We start from the raw sequence: 19604 nt of genomic DNA, 5'->3' as shown, positions 1-19604 counted from the left end.
CGCATCGGGCGCCCACCTCCCACACCTGGTCGCCCACCGGACGCAGCACGAAAGTGGTTGTGGTGAAGCCGGTTTCAGGCCGATCCGACCGTCGCCGATACCACCGGTGCGCCCCGATCCGACGGTAGGTGGCCAGGGCGCCGGCGATCACCGCCGGACACGCAGGTCATCGCTCGCGAGATCGCGAAGGCATCGGCGATGAACACCTCGGTCGCCGCGGCCGCCCGCGCAGGCCGGCGAACCAGGGTGCGGCGTCGACGTCGACCGGAAAGGTCTCGAACGCCACGGTGAGGTGGTCGAGTTCGGCGTAACGCCGCTCGATGATCGGGGCGTCGACCGAGACGGGCGTGGTGGTCTTGGCGGCGCCGGGAGTGATGATCGCCTCCTGGTGTCGGGACGGTCCCGACACCAGGAGGCGTGAGTTCTCAGATCCCGGATGTGACCCCGGACGGAGCAGCTCAGACGGCGGGGGTGTCGACCTTCTTCGGCAGGGTGAACAGGGTGGCGATGCTCAGCACGATCAGCATGATGCCGCCGACCCACACGAAGACGGTGAGTGCGAACTGTCCGGCGATGATCATCACGATGCCGGCGAGTACCGAGATGATGCCGGAGAAGACCAGATACCAGGTGGGCGCGTGGGCCGACTTGCTGGCCGCGGCGAACAGGTCGTTGACGCCCTGGAAGATCCAGCCGATACCGATGAACAGGGCGAGCAGCCACACCGCGTCACTGGCCGGGCTGAACAGGGCGAACACGCCGACGATGATGGTCAGGACACCGAGCAGACCGAGCAGGGTGCGGATACCGCCGGACAGATACGACGCCGCGAACGCCTGGGAGACACGGAAGATGCCGCCGACGATCAGGGCGATACCGAACAGGACGCCCAGGATCATGACGGTGATGCCGGGCCAGATGACCGCGATCAGGCCCAGGACGATTCCGGCGATCGCGGAGGCGATGAGTGCGGTGCGCACCGCGCCGATGAGCTCATCGGGGAACTGCTTGTTGTACACGGCGAAAGTCATGGTCGAAGCGTATCCCGCCGATCGCCGTTCGGCGCAGGCGTCATGCGGTTTCACCCCTCCCGGATGAGAACACGTCGACCCAGGCCGGTAGACAGGAACGATGACCGAGCTCGCCTTCTTCTGTCCGGTATCCGACGGACGCGTGATGCCGACGCACTTCTCCCGCAGCCTGTGGGCGCCCGGCACGCTCAACGGACCGGCCGTGTGCGCCATCGCGGCCCACCACACCGAGGTCGAGTTCGCCGAGACCGGCTTCCGCCCCGCACGATTCACCGTCGACATGTTCAAGGCAGCCCTCGACCTGCCCACGTCGATGCGGTCCCGGCTGGTCCGCTCGGGTGGACGTATCCGCGTCGCCGAGGTGGACGTGTTCCAGCATCCGGCCGACGGCGAGGAGGTACTGGCAGCCCGGGCCACCACCGTGTACCTGCGCGAATCGCAGAATCCTCCGGGGCAGCGGTGGACCCGGCCGGACTCCGCCGTCAGCTTCGTCCCGCCGGCGGAGACGACCGACGATCTGATGCCCTTCTTCGCGACCGACCCCGCCGACGCCCCGTTCGGTGGCGTCCCGGCGGGTGAGTGGACGCGGGAGATCGGCAGCCACCAGACCGCCACCCGCAAGCGGCTGTGGGCCGCGGCCGCACCCGCCGTGGCCGGGGAGCCGCTGACGCCGTTCGTGCAGGCCGCGATCAGCGCGGAATCGACCAGCCTGGTCTGCAATTGGGGTTCCACCGGCATCGGCTTCATCAATTGCGATCTGACCATGGCACTTTCACGCCTGCCGCGTGGAACCCGGATCGGCATCGAGGCCGATTCGCACACCGAACACGACGGGATCTCGGTGTCGACCGCCGGGTTGTACGACGCCGACGGCATGTTCGGCACCGGGATGGTGACCGCGGTGAACAACGCCGCCGCCCAGATCGACTTCACCACCGTCGATTCCGGCGCACGCTACCGCGAGGCGTGACGACCGCCACATCACGGATATGTGTTCTCGGCCACACGGCGGGTGCCGGGGTTTGCTAGGGTCCACCGCATGCGCCGATCGTTCGCACGATTCCGCACCGCCCTCGCCGTCGCCGCCACCACTGCTGCGCTGACCGCCGGAGTGGTGGTGCAGGCACCGGTGGCCGCGGCCCCGGCCGCATCCGGGATGGGGTCGATCGTGGCCCGCCTCACCGGTCCGGGCGCGATCAACGACACCGTCGGCCGGCACGACATCATCGGCACCGATCTCGGCGTCATGTGGGACAACGGTCGTGGCGAGATCCTCACCGCCTTCGGCGACACGCAGTCGTTCAACGGCTGGTCGTTGCTGTACGGGCAGCTGTTCTACTGGCGCTCGAATGTGCTGTTGCGCAGCACCGATCGCAACCTTGCCGACGGCATGACCTTCACCGGCCACGCCGGTCCGCCGGGGCATGCCAAACGCCTGCTCAAGCCGAATCTGCGACGTGAGGTGACGATCATCCCGACCGCGGGGATCGCTGCCAACGGCAAGCAGTACATGAGCGTCATGTCGGTCAAGCACTGGGGCAATCCGAGCAGTTGGATCACCAACTGGTCGGGGCTGGTGGCCTCCACCGACAACGGTGCGAACTGGCACTCGGTCAACGCATTCCGACCCAACGGCGGTGGCAACAAGAAGTTCCATATGTCGGCGTTGCTGAAGGTCGGCGACACCGTCTACACCTACGGCACCCCCGACGGCCGGTACGGCGCGGTGTATCTCGCCCGCGTCCCCGAGCACGCGATCGAGAATCTCGGTGCCTACGAGTACTTCTCGTACGGCCGGTGGGTCCGCAACGATCCCGGTGCCGCCACCCCGGTGATGCCCGCCCCGACCGGAGAACTGTCGGTGGCGTGGAATTCCTATCTGGGCAAGTTCATCTCGCTGTCGACCACCGGAGAGGGCGTGAAGCTCCGGACCGCCGACAACCCGGCCGGACCCTGGAGCCGGGGCCAGCTGGTGGTGTCGAAGAACGACCCGTACTCCGGCTACGCGCCGTACATCCATCCGTGGTCGACGTCGGGACCGATGCTGTACTTCACGTATTCGATCTCCTACGGCTATCAGGTGTACCTGATGCGGCTACCCCTGCAACGCAGCTGATCACCGCCGGAACGCGACCGCCGGAGGCCTCCGGGCAACCCAGAAACCTCCGGCGGCACGCGAGTCACCTGCCGGTCACTGCCCGAGCATCGTCTTCATCTGATCGATCTCGGCCTGCTGGCTGGTCTTGATCTGCGTTGCCATGGCCCGGGATTCGGGGTTGACGCCGTCGGCGAGCTCGGTCTCGGCCATGCTGACCGCGCCCTCGTGGTGGGCGATCATCCCGGTGAGCCACAGCTTGTCGAACTCGGCGCCGCTCGCCTGCTCGAGGGCGGTCATCTGCGCCGGTGTCATCATGCCGTTCATCGTTCCGTGTCCCATGTTCTCGTGGCCCATATCCCCGGTGCCCGAGCCCCCGCTGCCCGAGCCCATCCCCGAACCGACACCCCACGACGCCAATCGGGCGTTCATCTGGTCGATCTCGGGTTGCTGGGCGCTACGGATCTGCGTCGCCAGGGTCCGTAGTTCGGCGTTGTCGGTTCGGGTGGGAACCAGGTCGGCCATCGCCACCGCCTGCTCGTGGTGCGGGATCATCATCTGGTTGAACATCACGTCGGCCTGGTTGTGGGCACTCTGGCCCGCGGTCGACGCCACGGTGCCCGACGGCGTCGCCGACATCATCGTCATGTGCGCGTGATCGCCGTGCCCATCGCCGCTGGTGTTGTCATCGGATGAGCATCCGGTGACGAGTGCGACGGCGGTGACTGCGCCGGCCGCGGCGACGAGGGCCCGGGTGGAAAGGTGGTTCATCGTGAACTCCTGTCTGGGAGGTGAATTCGCCTGTTGATCGGTGGTGTGGGCACAACCTGCCGATCAGCAGCGGATCACCGCGAGTTCCAGATGGGTGGGCACGGCCCACGGTGGTGGTCGTCCCAGGAGGCGGACCGCCCCCGACCACACTCCCGCGAGCACCGGTGGCGCCGCCAGAACCCAGATCAGGATCACCAGGATCACCGGCGGCAACGGCACGTCGTCGCCTCGGACGAGGTGGCACTGGTGGCCGAGGTCGCAGTGGTCCCCGCTACCCATGTGGGTGTCGGTGGCCTTCGACGGCGAAGTCATCGTGGGGGCCGAACCCGGCGCGGAATGCGATCCGTGTGCGTTCTGCGTGTCGTGCATCGGCATCGGCATCGCCGGTCCGGCGACCAGTGCGTGCATGAGCGCCAACGCGAGCGCGACGGTCAGGATCAGTGCGACGCGCGCCCACCACGGCAGGTGGCGGGTACGGCGCAAGTGCATGTTCCCAGATTAGCCACTCGCTGGTGAGGCGACCGGCGCGTCCGGATCCGTGACATCACGCGGGGCCGCATCCGCCGACTCGGCGAGCCGTCGCTCCTCCCGACGCCGGTTGCGCGGCTGCACGATCGAGCGGTCGATGATCTGATAGACGACGATCACCGCCGCGGCCAGTCCCCAGCCGAGGATGATGTCGAAGACATAGTGCTCGGCGGTGTAGACGAGGGTGAAGGCCATCGCGACCGCGTACCCCATGAACAGTGTCTTGCCCAGCGCTTTGACGCGTGGCCACATGAACAGGGCCAGCAGCATGGTCAGTCCGGCGTGCAGGGACGGGATCGCGGCGACGAGATTGGACTTGCCCTGCCCGATCTCGATCAGGTTGGACGCGACGTGGATGTGCAGGTACTCCCAGCCGCGGGCGGAGATCCGCTCCACATAGGGTGCGGCGTCGGGATGCACCGGGTCGATCGGACCGAGGATGCCGCCGGGGCTGGAGGCCTCCGGGGTGGTCATGCAGATCGCCTCGCGCGGACCGTCGGCCACCTCGGCCGCCGTGCAGCGCGCCGCCGCCCAGGGCGGGGCGGCCGGCACCAGGGTGTAGCCGACCAGGCCGAGGAACGTGGTGGCCACGAAGCAGGCGGCGAACCGGCGCCAGGCACCACGATCGCGCAGCCACAGCACCGCGGCGACCGCATACGGGACGACGAAGTAGGACATGTAGACCAGGCTGGTGATGACCTCCCACCACGGGGCCTGCGCCTGCTTGAGGTGTTCCTGCAGCCAGGTCGTGGGGACCACCCCGAACATCGCCTGGTCGGCATCGGGGGCGAGATGCCACGCCACCGGGACCTGGATGATCTGGGCGACGTTGCGGGTCCAGTCGTAGAGGATGAGGATCAGCGCGAACGGCGCCCAGTCGAGGAAGACCGTGATCACCTTGCGGCGGCCGATGCTCGCGGCGATCAGGCCCAGACACAGCAGCAGGATCAGGCGGGTGCGGTCGAAGGCGAGTCCGTGCTGCCAGAACTCCAGGCCCATGAAGACGACCCACGCGAGGACCGCCACCCGGCGGACCATGGTGAGATCGCGACGTTTCTCCGGTTCGGCCTCCATCTCGGCGGCCGCCGCGACGTCGTCGAGGATGGGCTCCAGGCCAGGCGGATCCGCCTCGGAGGAGCGGCCGGACGTCGTCTCGTCAACGCTCAACGCTCACCCCTCACCGTGGCTTGCGTCCTGCCGTCAAGCCGTAACCAGAAGTCAGCCTAATGAACATCTCTCGTTGGTCTTCCGTTCGGGATGCCTCGCGTGTGTCAGATCATCCCGAACTCCCCCACTCGGTAGTGCTCTCGGTCACACTGTGGAAGTACCGAGAAACCGGCCGTATGGGCCGGAGTACGGCGCCCGGAGGTCACGATGCCCAACAGATTCCTGCGCTACGGCGATCAGCGCTACATCATCAGCAAGGAGGCCGAGGCACGTCTCGATCGCGCGCTCGACGCCGTCTATGCGAAAGGCGCCGGGCACCAGTGGCTGAACCTCTATCACGGCACCGAGGCGCCGTGCCGCCTGCTGATCGCCTCCGGGGTGCCGATCACCATCGAAACCGAGCCCAACGACTGACCTCTAAGGTGTGAGGCATGCGCATCGGAGCACACCTGCGCGAGGACGCCGATCCCCTCGCCTCCGCCGACGAACTCGGTATCGACGTCTTCCAGATGTTCGTCACCGATCCGCAGAAGTGGACCAAGCCCAAACCCAATCCGCATGCGGCGGCGATCCGCGAGTCGCCGGTCGACGTGGTGGTGCATTCGAGCTATCAGATCAACGTCGCGAGCCTGAACAACCGGCTGCGCATGCCCTCCCGCAAGGCGGTCGTGGAGCAGGCCGACGCAGCCGCCGAACTCGGCGCCTTCGGCCTCGTCGTCCACGGTGGCCATCTGCGCGACGGCGAGGATTCCGCAGAGGGATTCGCCAACTGGCGCAAGCTCTTCGATCGTCAGGCCGACAAGGGCGGATTCGGCGTGCCGATCCTGATCGAGAACACCGCGGGCGGCGATCACGCGATGGCCCGCACCCTCGAGTCGATCGACCGGCTGTGGGAGGCCGTCGGCGACTTCGAGCAGGCCGGGTTCTGCCTCGACACCTGCCACGCCTGGGCCGGTGGCGAGGATCTGGTCGGCCTGGTCGAGCGGGTCAAGGAGATCACCGGACGGATCGATCTGGTGCACCTGAACAACTCGCGCGACGAGTTCGACTCGGGTCGCGATCGCCACGCGAACCTCGCGTCCGGACACATCGACCCCGAGGTGCTGGCCGCGGTGGCCAAGGCCGCCGACGCCCCGGTGATCCTGGAGACCCCGGCCGAGGGAATCCCGGCCGATCTGGAGTACCTGCGCTCGGCGCTCTGAGGTATCGACCCACTCCCGACGTCCGAGAACGGGCGCACCCCGTGCCGCGGGGTGCGCCCGTTCTCCCGTCTGTGTGGGCCGAATCCGTTCCGGGGGAGGTTGCCCGATCTCACATCCCTCCGCGGGTTGTCCGTTACGCGCAGGCACGGTATTCTTGAGGTTACCGGCGAGTAACTTACGCGTACCGAACGTTGCCACCACCGGCCGCCTCGGGCGCACGCCATTCGCCACCGACGTTTTCCGGCGACGCCAACCGCAGGGACCAGCCCGCAGTCAGATAGGAACTCCAGATGGGCCACTACAAGAGCAATATGCGCGACCTCCAGTTCAACCTCTTCGAGGTCTTCGAACTGGACAAGGTTCTCGAGTCGGGCGAGTTCGGCGATCTCGATCACGAGACCGCCGTCGACATGCTCCGTGAGGTCAAGAACCTCGCCGAGGGCGTCATCGCCGATTCCTTCGCCGACGCGGACCGCAATCCCCCGACCTTCGACCCGGACGAGCACAGCGTCACCATCCCGGAGGGCTTCAAGAAGTCCTACAACGCGCTCGTCGAGGGCGGCTGGGACAAGATCGGTGTCGCCGAGGAGCTCGGCGGCCTGCCCGCACCGCGGTCGCTGTACTGGGCCATCGGTGAGATGATCCTCGGCGCCAACCCGCCGGTGTTCATGTATGCCGCAGGCTCCGGCTTCGCGAACATCTTCTACGACAACGGCACCGACGAGCAGAAGAAGTGGGCGGCCCTCTGTTCGGAGCGCGGCTGGGGCGCCACCATGGTGCTCACCGAGCCCGACGCCGGTTCCGACGTCGGCGCCGGCCGCACCAAGGCCACCCTGCAGGAGGACGGCTCCTGGCACATCGACGGCGTGAAGCGCTTCATCACCTCCGCCGACCAGGACATGACCGAGAACATCTTCCACCTGGTGCTGGCCCGCCCCGAGGGCGCAGGCCCCGGCACCAAGGGACTCTCGCTGTTCTTCGTCCCCAAGTTCCACTTCGATCCCGAGACCGGTGAGCTGGGCGAGCGCAACGGCGCCTTCGTCACCAACGTCGAGCACAAGATGGGCATCAAGGCCTCCGCCACCTGTGAGGTCACCTTCGGCCAGCACGGCATCCCGGCCAAGGGCTGGCTCGTCGGCGAGGTCCACAAGGGCATCGCGCAGATGTTCGACGTCATCGAGCACGCCCGGATGATGGTGGGCACCAAGGCCATCTCCACCCTGTCGACCGGTTACCTGAACGCCCTCGAGTACGCCAAGGAGCGTGTGCAGGGTGCGGACATGACCCAGATGACCGACAAGGCCGCACCGCGCGTGACCATCACCCATCACCCGGACGTGCGTCGTTCGCTGCTCACCCAGAAGGCCTATGCCGAGGGTCTGCGTGCGGTGTACCTCTACACCGCCTCGCACCAGGATCCGATCGCCGCCCAGATCGTGTCGGGTGCCGATCCGGCGCTGGCCCACCGGGTCAACGACCTACTGCTCCCGATCGTCAAGGGTGTCGGTTCCGAGCGTGCGTACGCCAACCTCGGTCACGAGTCGCTGCAGACCCTCGGCGGGTCGGGCTTCCTGCAGGACTACCCGATCGAGCAGTACATCCGCGACTCGAAGATCGACTCGCTGTACGAGGGCACCACTGCCATCCAGGCGCAGGACTTCTTCTTCCGCAAGATCATCCGCGACAAGGGCCAGGCCCTCGCACACGTCGCCGGCCAGATCCAGTCGTTCATCGACTCCGAGGCGGGCAACGGTCGCCTCAAGACCGAGCGCGCCCTGCTGCAGACCGCGCTGCAGGACGTCCAGGCCATGGCCGCCGCCCTCACCGGCTTCCTGATGGGTGCGCAGGAGAACCCGAAGGAGCTCTACAAGGTCGGCACCGGCTCGGTGCGGTTCCTGATGTCGGTGGGCGACCTGCTCATCGGCTGGCTGCTGCTGCGTCAGGCCGAGATCGCCATCGCCAAGCTCGACGAGGGCGCCGGCGACGACCAGTCGTTCTACGAGGGCAAGGTGGCCGTCGCAAGCTTCTTCGCCAAGAACATGCTGCCGCTGCTCACCTCGGTGCGCACCACCGTCGAGAACGTCGACAACGATCTGATGGAACTCGACGAGGCCGCGTTCTGATCTGACGATCAGCTCCACCTCCAGTACCGCCACCGGCCGGGGCCCCACGGGTCCCGGCCGGTGGTCTGTCTGCGGACCGGGCCGGGCCGCTCGGCGTCACTTGCGCACACCCGAGGCGCCGGACGGCGCATACTGGGGTCCGTGGGCTCACGGAGCTTCCAGATGAGCAGTCGATGGCGGATCCCCTTCCGCCACGACGACGTGTTCGCGGTCCTCGCCGACGCCGACGGCTACGAGTCCTGGTGGCCGCAGGTCCACGACGCCCAGCGCATCGACGCCGACTCCGGCCGCGCGCGGTTCCGCTCGCTGTTGCCGGTCTCGCTCTCCGTCCGGTTGCGCCAGGACCTCGTCGACCCGGCCGCCGGGGTGCTGCGCGCCCGGCTCGACGGTGACCTGGTCGGCTGGAGCCAGTGGACCGTCCGCCCCGATGCGGATCCCGAGCGCACCGTCGTGCACTTCCTGCAGCAGGTGGACTTCACCAAACATGTTGCCGTGGCGCCACTCTGGCCGCTTCGTCCTTTTCTTCGCGCCAATCACGCCCACATGATGCGATCCGGGCGGCGCGGATTGATCCGGCGGCTCACCGAGATCGGTGCGCGTGATGCGAGCATGCCCCGCTGATCACCGCCGATGTCTCATGTTGAGACGGCCCGGCAGTGTCCCACCCCTTCCAGGCGACCGCGCCGGCGACGTAGCGTGGGAACGGATCGGCCATCCACCACCCTCTCGACCCACACGATGACGAAGACGTAGGTGTAACGATGAAAGCTCTTGTATTCCATGGCCCCGGACAGAAGGCCTGGGAGGACGTTCCCGATCCCGAGCTCAGCGAACCGACCGACATCATCGTCAAGATGGACACCACGACGATCTGTGGCACCGACCTGCACATCCTCAAGGGCGACGTCCCGGCCGTCACACCGGGGCGCATCCTCGGCCACGAGGGTGTCGGCACCATCACCGAGATCGGTGACGCCGTCACCACTCTCGCCGTCGGCGATCAGGTGATCCTGTCGTGTATCTCGGCGTGCGGCAAATGTGCCTACTGCAAACAGGGTGTGTTCTCCCATTGTCTGGGCAGCGAGGGCAGTTCGGGGATCGGCTGGATCTTCGGCCATCTCATCGACGGCACCCAGGCCGAGTACGTCCGTGTGCCCTATGCGGAGACCTCGGTGTACAAACTCCCGGCGACGGTGAGTCCGGAACAGGGCACCCTGCTGTCGGACATCCTGCCCACCGGCCATGAGATCGGGGTACGCCACGGTGCCGTGAAACCCGGTGATGTGGTGGCCGTGATCGGAACGGGCCCAGTGGGATTGGCGGCCATCGCAACCGCCGGCCTGTACGGCCCCAGTCGTGTCGTCGCCATCGACCTCGACGCCAACCGCGTCGAGCAGGCACGCCTCTTCGGCGCCACCGACGGTGTGGTGTCGTCGGCGAAGGACTGGCGCGACCAGGTGCTGGCGATGACCGACGGCCTCGGCGTGGACGTCGCCATCGAGGCGGTGGGCATCCCCGCGACCTTCCAGATGTGTCTCGACATCGTCCGCCCCGCAGGACATGTCGCGAATGTCGGGGTGCACGGCTCGTCGGTCGATCTACCACTACAGGATCTGTGGATCTCCAACATCGTGATGACGATGGGACTGGTCAACACCAACACCCTCGACACCCTGCTCAAGCTGGTGGCGCAGCGGCGGATCGACCCGGACCCGTTCATCAGTCATCGCTTCGCCCTCGGCGACATCATCGACGCCTACGATGTGTTCGGCCGGGCCGCAGAGACCAAGGCGCTCAAGGTGATCCTGAACTCCTGATCACCGGGCCGACAACACCCGGAGTACCCGAAAACGGTCGGGCCGCGACATCACACGTCGCGTCCCGACCGCACCCGCTCGACCACCTCGGCATAGAAGGCGGTGGCCAGTGCGACCATCGCCGCGACGAATCCGCCCTCGCTGCCGGAGCGCTTGGACCCCATCGACGACTCCATCGTCACGGTGAACTCCCGGATGTCCCGACCGTCCGACCGGCCGCGCCTGCGCCGTCACCTTCTGACCGGTGAGACCCCACGCCACTCGGCTGGTCGTAGAAGGATCGGGTCGTCGTCGAAGCGGACGCGTCCCTCGTCGCCGAGGATCAGGACGCGGCATCGACGATCGGTGTCGACACCGATCGTGATCCGGTCTCGACCACAACGCACAGCGACCCTCCCGGAGATTCCGGGAGGGCCGCTGTGCTCGTCGAGAAGTGTTGGGCCGCCGACTACTTCGGTGGCATCCGGATGCCGCCGTCGACACGCACGACCTCGGCGTTCATGTACGAGTTGGTGACCAGCTCGACGACCATCGAGGCGAGTTCGTCGGGTTCGCCGAGCCGGTGCGGGAACAGCACCGACTCACCCAGCTTGGCCTTGAACGCCTCGGACGCCTCACCCTCACCGTAGATCGGGGTGTCGATCAGACCGGGCGCGACGGTGTTGACGCGAATCCCGGCGGCGGCCAGGTCACGTGCGACCGGCAGGGTCATACCGACGACGCCGCCCTTGGACGACGAGTAGGCGGCCTGGCCGATCTGGCCGTCGAATGCGGCGACGCTGGCCATGTTGACGATGGCGCCCTTCTCGCCCGACGCGGCGGCCTCGTTGCGGCTCATCGCGGTGGCGGCCAGGCGGATCGCGTCGAAGGTGCCGACCAGGTTGATCGCGATGACCTTCTTGTACACGTCCAGGTTGTGCGCCGAGGCGAACTCACCATCGCGGCCGATGGTGCGCTGTGCCGAACCGATACCGGCCGAGTTGACCAGCACGCGCAGCGGGCCGAGTTCACCTGCGGCGTTGACCGCGGCCTCGATCGACGAGGTGTCGGTGACGTCGACCGGCACGAACTCCCCGCCCACCTCCTTGGCCAGCTCCGCACCCTTGTCGGCGTTGAGGTCGGCGATGACGACCTTCGCGCCCTTGGCCGCCAGCTGGCGGACCACCGCGGCGCCGATACCGGACGCCCCACCCGTCACGATTGCACTTGCTCCGTTGATATCCACGTCGACAGACTACGACGGGTGTGTCCTGCACAACACACCCACCCGAACTAGCGGTCGCTCAGTAGCACCGGCACGGGCGGCGAACCCCTCGCCCCCGGGTCTCAATCACGCGATCCCGCTGATCAATCGCACCCTTGGCCAGAACCGGGCAAAGCTCCGATGTGATGCACGCCACCTCTCGCGAATCATCGTGTTCCACAGCACGTCTATCGAGAGGCAGCCCATGTCAGCCCCACCCACCGCCAGCTGGTCGAGCCCCGAACACCGCCGCAGCGTGATCTGGATCGTCACCCTGGCCACGATCGCGATCGTCTTCGACGGATACGACCTCGTCGTCTACGGCACCGTCCTGCCGACGCTGCTCGACGATCCCACCCAGATCGGGGAGCTGAGTCCGGCCACCGCAGGCGCACTCGGTTCCTATGCCCTGGTCGGCGTCATGATCGGGGCGTTCATCGCGGGGGCACTCGGCGACCGGCTCGGTCGTCGGACCATGATGCTGGCCAACATCGTCTGGTTCTCCATCGGCATGGCCGCCACCGCCCTCGCCCACGACCTGGTGACCTTCGGGTTGCTGCGCTGCCTCACCGGCATCGGCATCGGCGGCCTGGTCGCCACCGTCGGCGCGATGGTCGCCGAGTTCGCCCCTCCGGCCAAACGCAACCTGTTCAACGCGATCGTCTACAGCGGCGTCCCGGCCGGCGGCGTACTCGCGGCCGTCCTGGCGATGCTGCTCGCCGACCACATCGGCTGGCGCGGACTGTTCCTGGTCGGTGCCCTGCCGATCGTCACCCTGCTCCCCCTCGCGGTGCTCCGGATGCCGGAGTCGCCGCAGTGGCTGGTCGCCCGCGACCGCACCGAGGACGCACGTCGGATCAGCGTGCGCACCGGCATCCCGGTGGACCTGGCACCGCCGTCCCCGACGCCGACCGAGCGCACCGAACGGATCGGGTTCTCCGCCCTGGCCCGCCGTCCGCTGCTCGCCCCGACCGCGCTGCTCGGCATGATGAGCTTCGCCGGACTGCTGCTGACCTATGGTCTCAACACCTGGCTGCCGCAGATCATGAAGTCGTCCGGCTTCGACACCAAGGGATCGCTGGGCTTCCTGCTGGTGCTCAACGGCGGGGCGATCGTCGGCGGACTGATCGCCGCCCGGCTCGCCGACTCCCGCGGACCGCAGCGCATCGTCGCCACGTCGTTCTGCCTGGCCACCTTCGCCCTGATCGGCCTGACCCTGGGGCTGTCGCTGCCCATCCTGCTGATCGCGGTCGCGGTGGCCGGTACCGGCACCATCGGTACCCAGGTGCTGATCTTCGGCTACGTGTCGAACTACTACCCGACCCGGGCGCGCGCGGCGGGTGTGGCGTGGTGCGCCGGATTCGGTCGGCTCGGCGGCATCGTCGGCCCGATGATCGGCGGCATGCTGATCGGCGCCGGGGTGTCGGCGGACTCGGCGTTCTACCTGTTCGCCGGGATCGCCCTGCTCGGCGCCGCCGCGACGCTGCTCGTGCCGCGCCGGGGCAGCACGCCGGCACCGGTCGCCGGCGACCACCGCCGTGACGCCGGATCGGCACTCGCCACCGGATGACCGATCCCGGCCGGTCATCGGTGCCGGTCCGGCGGCGGGCGCACATCCGGTGCACCCGCCTCCGCGGGCGTCGTGCAGCGGAGTCGCACCCGACACGACTCAGACGCAGCGAATCCTCGGTTCCGGCTCGTAGCGGACCGTTCGGGTGTGCCGGCTGATCTCGGCACCGGTCTTCGCATCGGTGATCACCCGGGTGTTCGACGTGGTGAATCCGCGCCCGCCACCACTGGCGATGCAGTCACTGCCGCGCGGGACCTTCTTGAGCTCCGGGGAGGTGTGCGCATAGCGCGCACCGGTGATCGACTCCACCTCGACGGTCTTGGTGCTCCACATCCGCACGGTCACCGCCGACGGGCTCCAGCTGGTCTCGATCAGGACGCCGTGCCGGGTGTCGTTGCCGATCACCAGGTCGATCGCGCCGTCGTACACCGTCGCCTCGCGCGCCTCCGGGTATCGGGAGATGTAGTAGGAGTGCTCGGTGTGGTCGACGTCGGTGAGCCCGGCGAAGTAGGCGGCGTTGTACAGCGTGGTCGCGAACTGCGAGATGCCGCCGCCGACAGCGTTGGTGGCGCGGCCGTGGTCGATCACCGTGGAGGTCACATATCCCTGTGCCGAGCCGCGCGGGCCGGTGTGCCCGTTCAGGCTGAAGGTGCGTCCGGGCAGGATCAGCGCGCCGTCGACCGCCGCTGCGGTCAGGCGGATGTTCTCCCCCGACGCCGACGAGAAGCCGCCGGTGGTGAACTCCGAGACCAGTTCACGCACACCGAGCCCCCGGGCCTTCGCGGTGGTCAGCGTGGGGAGCAACGGGCGGTAGACGGCCTCGGCGGACCGTGGGGCGGTGGCCGTGACGAGTACGTGCTCGATCGCGGCGAAGGTCTTCTCCCAGTCGATCGCCGCACCATCTCGCGACGGCACGACCGTCGGCGACCCGGAGGCGAGCGAGAACCGTGCGTTCACCGGCTTGGACTCCGAGCGCACCAGCCCGGCGAGCACCTTCTTGCCCCGGGTGCGGTCGATGTGCGGGACCAGGCCGCCGCGACCGTCGGGGACGAAGGTGAGAACCATGCCGATCTGTTCGGGGGTCAGCCGCACCGAGACGCGGTCACGGCCGGTGACGACGACGTCGGCGGAGACCGCGCGTTCGGCTGCGCCGTCGACGGTCGCGGCGACCACCGCGGCGCTCACCGTCGGCGAGAACGGTTCCATCGGGAGATCGACGGTGCTGCCGGTCAGCCACTCACGGGCCAGCACCGACGCCGCGGCGTCGCGGTCGACCCGTAGCCCGCCGCGAGGATTGTCGGCGACCGGCTCGGTCCCGTCGTAGTGCACGCCGCCCTCGACCGCGGCGCGTTCGAGATCGCCGCGCCGGGCGTCGATCGCCGACGACAGGGCCGTGGCGTCCACGCCGACCACCGGGTCGACGACGTGGGAACGCCCGAACAGCGCGAGTAACCGGCTGAACGGATTGCGGGGCTGGTCCCGGAGCCGGTCGGCGGTGGCCTCGGCGTCGAAGGTCAGACCCAGTTCATCCGGGCCGATCTGTGCCGAACCGGACGTGGTGCGCACCGAGACCGGCGCCTCGGTCCGGTCGGTCATCGCCGCGATCTGCGGCGACAGCTGCGCGGCCGACAGGTTTCCGGTGTCGCGACCGGCGGTCACCGCGCCGCGCGCGGTGTGTCCGTCGGTGACGAGCAGGTCGGCGGCGAGCAGCAGGGTTATGACGGAGGTCACACAGATCCCGACGCGGAGCACTGCCGTGATGCGGCGTCGCGGCGCGGATCTCACTGTGTCACTCATACCGAACAAATGTGGCAAATGCGACCCGGCCTCCTGATGCCGGATTGCGATCGAGGGCCTGGCGTGCGGACTATCCGCAGGCCAAGCCCTCGATATGGTTTGCGCCCCGGCTGAGCTGTCGGGTCGGGGGTCTGACAGCTCAACCGAAGCTAACCCGTATATCTACCCGCTCCTGCCGGGCGTTACAGCCCCCCACGCCCAACTGTTTGCAAATCGATATCCAACGATTGACGATCCTTCGACAACGACTGCCAGGCGTCACGTTTGCGCAGGTCAGAGCGACCATACAGGTTCTGCCGTGTGTATATTGCGATCTACGTCACACCCCGGACCGGCGCCGGCAGACGAAAGGCCCCACCGCCGGAAACACCGGACGGTGGGGCCGCTCGAGCCACTGGTGAGGCCTACCGGAACTCAGCCCTCGATGATCGCGGTGACGCCCTGTCCACCGGCGGCACAGATCGAGATCAGCGCGCGACCGCCGCCGTTCTCCTTGATCTGCTTGGCGGCCTGCGCGACGATCCGGCCGCCGGTCGCGGCAAACGGGTGGCCGGCCGCCAGCGACGAGCCGTTGACGTTGAGCTTGGCGCGATCGATCGAGCCGAGCGCCTTGTCCAGGCCGAGGCGCTCCTTGCAGTACTCCTCGGACTCCCAGGCCTGCAGCGTCGCGAGCACGACCGATGCGAATGCCTCGTGGATCTCGTAGAAGTCGAAATCCTGCAGGGTGAGCCCGTTGCGGGCCAGCAGGCGCGGCACCGCGTAGGTCGGGGCCATCAGCAGACCGTCGGGGCCGTTGACGTAGTCGACGGCGGCGGTCTCGGAGTCGACGAAGTAGGCGAGCACCGGCAGCCCCTTCTCCTGCGCCCACTCGTCGGTCGACAGCAGTACCGTCGACGCGCCGTCGGTGAGCGGGGTGGAGTTGCCCGCGGTCATGGTGGCGTCGCCGAGGGAGACCCCGAAGACCGGCTTGAGCTTGGCCAGCTTCTCGGCGGTGGAGTCGCCGCGCAGGTTCTGGTCGCGGGTCAGCCCGAGGAACGGGGTGATCAGGTCGTCGAAGAAACCGGAATCGTAGGCGGCGGCCATCTTCTGGTGGCTGGCGGCGGCGAGCGCGTCCTGATCGGCCCGCTTGATGCCGAACTCCTTGGCGGTGATCGCGGCGTGGTCACCCATCGACATCCCGGTACGGGGCTCACCGTTGCGCGGGATCTCGATACCGAGCTGCGGCAGCACCTTCAGCACGCCGAGCAGCTGGTCCTTGGTGGAGCGGGCGCGGTTGACCTCGAGGAGCTGACGACGCATTCCCTCCGAGACACCGATCGGGGCGTCGGAGGTGGTGTCCACGCCACCGCCGACGGCGACGTCGTAACGCCCGCGTGCGATGCCGTCGGCGACCGCGGTGATCGCCTGCAGGCCGGTGCCGCAGGCCTGCTGGATGTCGAAGGCCGGGGTGTACGGCGAGAGCGCCGAGCCGAGGACGCATTCGCGGATGAGATTGAAATCACGTGCATGCTTGAGCACCGCGCCACCGGCCACCATGCCGAGCTGCTCACCCTGCAGGCCGAAGCGCCCGACCAGCCCGTCGAGGGCCGCGGTGAACATGTCTTGGTTGCTGACCTTGGCGTATGCCTTGTCCTGCCGCGCGAACGGGATGCGGTTGCCGCCGAGGATCGCGACCGGACGCTCGGTGCGGGTCTTGGGTGTGTTGGCCACGAGAGAACTCCCAGGGGTGTCGATTGGTGTCTATAGCGTATTCTTACTCCAGAGTAAGTTCGTTGTCGAACGGCGGCCACCCGGGTGGACGCCGACAATCCAGCACGAGACGTGCGAATCAGACAGAGGAGATCCACGTGGCTGCCAACGCCAACCCCGGCCTGTACTCGAGCTTCGTCCACTCCGGACCCGGTGCGTTCATCGCCAAGCAGGCCGGCCTGCCCGTGCCGCCGAGGCTGCGCCGCTACAAGCCGTCCGAGCCGCCGCTGCCCGGCCCCGTGCTGCTCGGCGGACAGGGCCGGCTGGTCGAGCCGTTGCGCGAGATCCTCGCCGACGACGACTACACCCTGATCCAGAACGCCACCACCGGCCGCAGCGCCGACAAGTACGGCGGCCTGGTCTTCGACGCCACCGGCATCACGAAGCCGGCCGAGCTGGAGCAGCTGTTCGAGTTCTTCCAGCCCGTCATGCGCTCCACCGCCGCCTGCGCGCGGTTCGTCGTCATCGGCACCACCCCGGAGCTGATCACCGACCCCGACGAGCACGTCGCCCAGCGCGCCCTCGAGGGCTTCACCCGCTCGCTCGGCAAGGAGCTGCTCAAGGGTTCCACCGTGCAGCTGGTGTACGTCTCCCCCGACGCCAAGACCGGTCTGACCGGCCTGGAGTCGACGCTGCGCTTCGTGCTGTCGGCGAAGTCGGCATTCGTCGACGCCCAGGTGATCCGGGTGGGCGCGGCCGACGCGACCGCCCCCGCGAGCTGGGATCGTCCGCTCGAGGGCAAGGTCGCCGTGGTCACCGGTGCCGCCCGCGGCATCGGCGCGACCATCGCCGAGGTCCTCTCCCGCGACGGCGCGCACGTCATCTGCGCCGACATCCCGGCCGCCGGTGAGGCACTCGCCGAGACCGCCAACAGGGTCGGCGGCACCGCCTTCCCGCTGGACGTGTCCGCCCCCGACGCCGGGGACAAGCTCGCCGAGCACGCCCTGGAGCGTCACGGCGGCATCGACATCATCGTCAACAACGCCGGCATCACCCGCGACAAGCTGCTCGCGAACATGGACGACGCCCGCTGGAACTCGGTGATCTCGGTCAACCTGATCGCCCCGCAGCAGCTGGTCGGCGCACTCGTCGCCAAGGACGCCCTGCGCGCCGGCGGTGCCGTCGTGGACGTGTCGTCGATCGCCGGTATCGCGGGCAACCGCGGCCAGACCAACTACGGCGCCTCCAAGGCCGGCGTCATCGGTCTGGTGGACGCCTACGCCCCGATCCTCGCCGAGAAGGGCATCACCATCAACGCCGTCGCACCCGGCTTCATCGAGACCAAGATGACCGCGGCCATCCCGCTGGCCACCCGGGAGGCGGGCCGCCTGATGAGCTCGCTGCAGCAGGGCGGCCAGACCGTCGACGTCGCCGAGACCGTCGCCTACTTCGCCAACCCGGCCAGCAATGCGATCACCGGCAACGTGGTGCGCGTGTGCGGCCAGGGCTTCCTGGGGGCGTGATGAGCAAGACCATCGTCCTCGACGGCCCGCCGTCGACCGTCGAGGTCTACGGCAAGGCCGTGGCCGCCATGCTGCCGGTGATCGGCAAGTCGGGTCCGGTACGCCCGGACACACCGCTGCCCGACACCCGCTACCGCCTCGAGAACGTCCGGGTGGACGCCGACGCCCTGTTGGCCTACACCCGGGCGACCGGTCAGCGGTTCGGCGCGACGCTACCGATCACCTATCCGTTCGTCCTGCAGTTCCCGCTCGCGATGAAGATCATGACCGACGACGACTTCCCTTTCGGTGCAGTCGGTTCGGTGCATCTGGAGAACACCGTCCATCGGCTGCGGCCGATCGGTGTGGACGAGCCGCTGACCATCGAGACACACGCGGAGAACCTGCGTGAGCACCGCAAGGGCATGTTGGTCGACATGATCAGCGAGTTCACCGTCGGCTCCGAGCTGGTGACCCGGCAGGTGGCCACCTTCCTCACCCAGCAGCGCACCAGCCTCTCGGATGCCCCGCGCGGCCCGCAACCGCGCGAGCAGGCCCCGCCGCCGCCGGATTCGGTTCTGGCCGTGGACCTGCACCGCATCCGTGAGTACGCGGCGGCATCGGGTGACCGCAATCCGATCCACATGGGCGACCTGCCGGCCAAGGCATTCGGCTTCCCGAAGGCCATCGCACACGGAATGTGGAGTGCCGCAGCGGCTGTGGCCAACGTCGAGGCCCAGCTGCCCGGCAACGTCGTCTACACCACCCGATGGGGCAAGCCGATCCTGTTGCCCGCCAAGGTGAACGTGTACACCCACCGCACCGGCGGACCCGGCGGCTTCGACATCTCGATCCTCAACCGGCGCAAGGGTTATCCGCACCTGACCGCGACCACCCGGGAGGGCTGAGTCCGGCTCCGCGCGTCACCGCACCACAGATCCGCCCCACCACAGATCACCGTGGTGGGGCGGATCTGCGTTTGCGCGGCGAGGAGTGTGTCCGGTGCGGCGGAAGAACCGGTACCGGGGCGGGGGGACCGGAGATCCCCACGCAGTACTCATCTGCGCGG

At 68.0% G+C, this 19604-nt stretch carries 19 protein-coding genes; 10 read left to right on the top strand and 9 right to left on the bottom strand.

Going from position 1 to position 19604, the window contains the following annotated elements; all coding sequences use genetic code 11:
• Positions 1-166: 166 nt before the first annotated feature.
• A complete protein-coding gene (locus Q9K23_RS15240) occupies positions 167-409 on the bottom strand; it encodes a hypothetical protein (RefSeq protein ID WP_020791554.1) in 243 nt (80 codons plus the stop codon).
• A 49-nt stretch (positions 410-458) separates the two neighbouring features.
• Positions 459-1031, bottom strand: a complete 573-nt coding sequence (locus Q9K23_RS15235; RefSeq protein WP_053776387.1) for a DUF308 domain-containing protein — start codon at positions 1029-1031, stop codon at positions 459-461.
• Positions 1032-1131: 100 nt separating this feature from the next.
• On the opposite strand from Q9K23_RS15235, the gene Q9K23_RS15230 reads away from it, so the two are divergent.
• Both Q9K23_RS15230 and Q9K23_RS15225 read left to right on the top strand, forming a co-directional pair.
• Positions 1132-2001 carry an acyl-CoA thioesterase domain-containing protein gene (locus tag Q9K23_RS15230; protein WP_053776352.1) on the top strand — a complete coding sequence of 290 codons (870 nt, stop codon included), beginning with the start codon at positions 1132-1134 and terminating at the stop codon, positions 1999-2001.
• 69 nt (positions 2002-2070) lie between these two features.
• Positions 2071-3147 (top strand): DUF4185 domain-containing protein, encoded by a 1077-nt coding sequence (locus Q9K23_RS15225; protein WP_053776351.1) that lies wholly within the window; start codon positions 2071-2073, stop codon positions 3145-3147.
• Positions 3148-3222: 75 nt separating this feature from the next.
• On the opposite strand, the gene Q9K23_RS15220 is transcribed toward Q9K23_RS15225, so the two are convergent.
• The 3 genes from Q9K23_RS15220 to Q9K23_RS15210 all read right to left on the bottom strand — a co-directional run bounded on the left by Q9K23_RS15220 (position 3223) and on the right by Q9K23_RS15210 (position 5592).
• Positions 3223-3897 carry a DUF305 domain-containing protein gene (locus Q9K23_RS15220; RefSeq protein ID WP_020792146.1) on the bottom strand — a complete coding sequence of 225 codons (675 nt, stop codon included), beginning with the start codon at positions 3895-3897 and terminating at the stop codon, positions 3223-3225.
• 63 nt (positions 3898-3960) lie between these two features.
• On the bottom strand, positions 3961-4386 hold the full coding sequence (locus Q9K23_RS15215; RefSeq protein WP_053776350.1) for a DUF6153 family protein: 426 nt from the start codon (positions 4384-4386) through the stop codon (positions 3961-3963).
• Between the two features lie 9 nt (positions 4387-4395).
• Positions 4396-5592, bottom strand: coding sequence for a phosphatase PAP2 family protein (locus tag Q9K23_RS15210; RefSeq protein ID WP_082365718.1), 1197 nt, complete (start codon positions 5590-5592; stop codon positions 4396-4398).
• A 207-nt stretch (positions 5593-5799) separates the two neighbouring features.
• Between Q9K23_RS15210 and Q9K23_RS15205 the strand changes: the two genes are divergently transcribed.
• The 5 genes from Q9K23_RS15205 to Q9K23_RS15185 all read left to right on the top strand — a co-directional run bounded on the left by Q9K23_RS15205 (position 5800) and on the right by Q9K23_RS15185 (position 10734).
• A complete protein-coding gene (locus tag Q9K23_RS15205; protein ID WP_020791717.1) occupies positions 5800-6006 on the top strand; it encodes a hypothetical protein in 207 nt (68 codons plus the stop codon).
• Positions 6007-6023: 17 nt separating this feature from the next.
• Entirely contained in the window at positions 6024-6794 is a 771-nt protein-coding gene (locus tag Q9K23_RS15200; protein ID WP_020791713.1) for a deoxyribonuclease IV, read from the top strand.
• Between the two features lie 290 nt (positions 6795-7084).
• Complete coding sequence (locus tag Q9K23_RS15195; protein ID WP_020791711.1) at positions 7085-8917, top strand: acyl-CoA dehydrogenase; 1833 nt, start codon at positions 7085-7087, stop codon at positions 8915-8917.
• Positions 8918-9079: 162 nt separating this feature from the next.
• On the top strand, positions 9080-9538 hold the full coding sequence (locus tag Q9K23_RS15190) for an SRPBCC family protein (RefSeq protein WP_020791710.1): 459 nt from the start codon (positions 9080-9082) through the stop codon (positions 9536-9538).
• Between the two features lie 140 nt (positions 9539-9678).
• Entirely contained in the window at positions 9679-10734 is a 1056-nt protein-coding gene (locus Q9K23_RS15185; RefSeq protein ID WP_020791709.1) for a zinc-dependent alcohol dehydrogenase family protein, read from the top strand.
• Between the two features lie 50 nt (positions 10735-10784).
• Here Q9K23_RS15185 and Q9K23_RS15180 read toward each other — a convergent pair whose 3' ends face one another.
• Both Q9K23_RS15180 and Q9K23_RS15175 read right to left on the bottom strand, forming a co-directional pair.
• Positions 10785-10916, bottom strand: coding sequence for a hypothetical protein (locus tag Q9K23_RS15180; RefSeq protein WP_020791712.1), 132 nt, complete (start codon positions 10914-10916; stop codon positions 10785-10787).
• A 266-nt stretch (positions 10917-11182) separates the two neighbouring features.
• Entirely contained in the window at positions 11183-11959 is a 777-nt protein-coding gene (locus Q9K23_RS15175) for an SDR family NAD(P)-dependent oxidoreductase (protein ID WP_053776349.1), read from the bottom strand.
• Positions 11960-12182: 223 nt separating this feature from the next.
• On the opposite strand from Q9K23_RS15175, the gene Q9K23_RS15170 reads away from it, so the two are divergent.
• Complete coding sequence (locus tag Q9K23_RS15170) at positions 12183-13547, top strand: aromatic acid/H+ symport family MFS transporter (protein ID WP_305950187.1); 1365 nt, start codon at positions 12183-12185, stop codon at positions 13545-13547.
• A gap of 99 nt (positions 13548-13646) precedes the next feature.
• On the opposite strand, the gene Q9K23_RS15165 is transcribed toward Q9K23_RS15170, so the two are convergent.
• Both Q9K23_RS15165 and Q9K23_RS15160 read right to left on the bottom strand, forming a co-directional pair.
• Positions 13647-15344 (bottom strand): VanW family protein, encoded by a 1698-nt coding sequence (locus Q9K23_RS15165; protein ID WP_305950186.1) that lies wholly within the window; start codon positions 15342-15344, stop codon positions 13647-13649.
• 414 nt (positions 15345-15758) lie between these two features.
• Positions 15759-17054: an acetyl-CoA C-acetyltransferase gene (locus tag Q9K23_RS15160; protein ID WP_020791080.1), complete on the bottom strand. Its 1296-nt coding sequence runs from the start codon at positions 17052-17054 to the stop codon at positions 15759-15761.
• 137 nt (positions 17055-17191) lie between these two features.
• On the opposite strand from Q9K23_RS15160, the gene Q9K23_RS15155 reads away from it, so the two are divergent.
• Both Q9K23_RS15155 and Q9K23_RS15150 read left to right on the top strand, forming a co-directional pair.
• Positions 17192-18556, top strand: coding sequence for a 3-oxoacyl-ACP reductase (locus Q9K23_RS15155; RefSeq protein WP_053776348.1), 1365 nt, complete (start codon positions 17192-17194; stop codon positions 18554-18556).
• Complete coding sequence (locus tag Q9K23_RS15150; protein ID WP_053776384.1) at positions 18556-19443, top strand: MaoC/PaaZ C-terminal domain-containing protein; 888 nt, start codon at positions 18556-18558, stop codon at positions 19441-19443. The genes Q9K23_RS15155 and Q9K23_RS15150 overlap by 1 nt, the downstream gene beginning before the upstream one ends.
• Positions 19444-19604: the final 161 nt, after the last annotated feature.

Origin of the sequence: Gordonia sp. NB41Y (genome assembly GCF_030718915.1) — a bacterium.
GTDB lineage: Bacteria > Actinomycetota > Actinomycetes > Mycobacteriales > Mycobacteriaceae > Gordonia > Gordonia desulfuricans.
The sequence above is the reverse complement of the archived record's forward strand: the minus strand, read 5'-3'. Positions and strand labels throughout refer to the sequence as shown.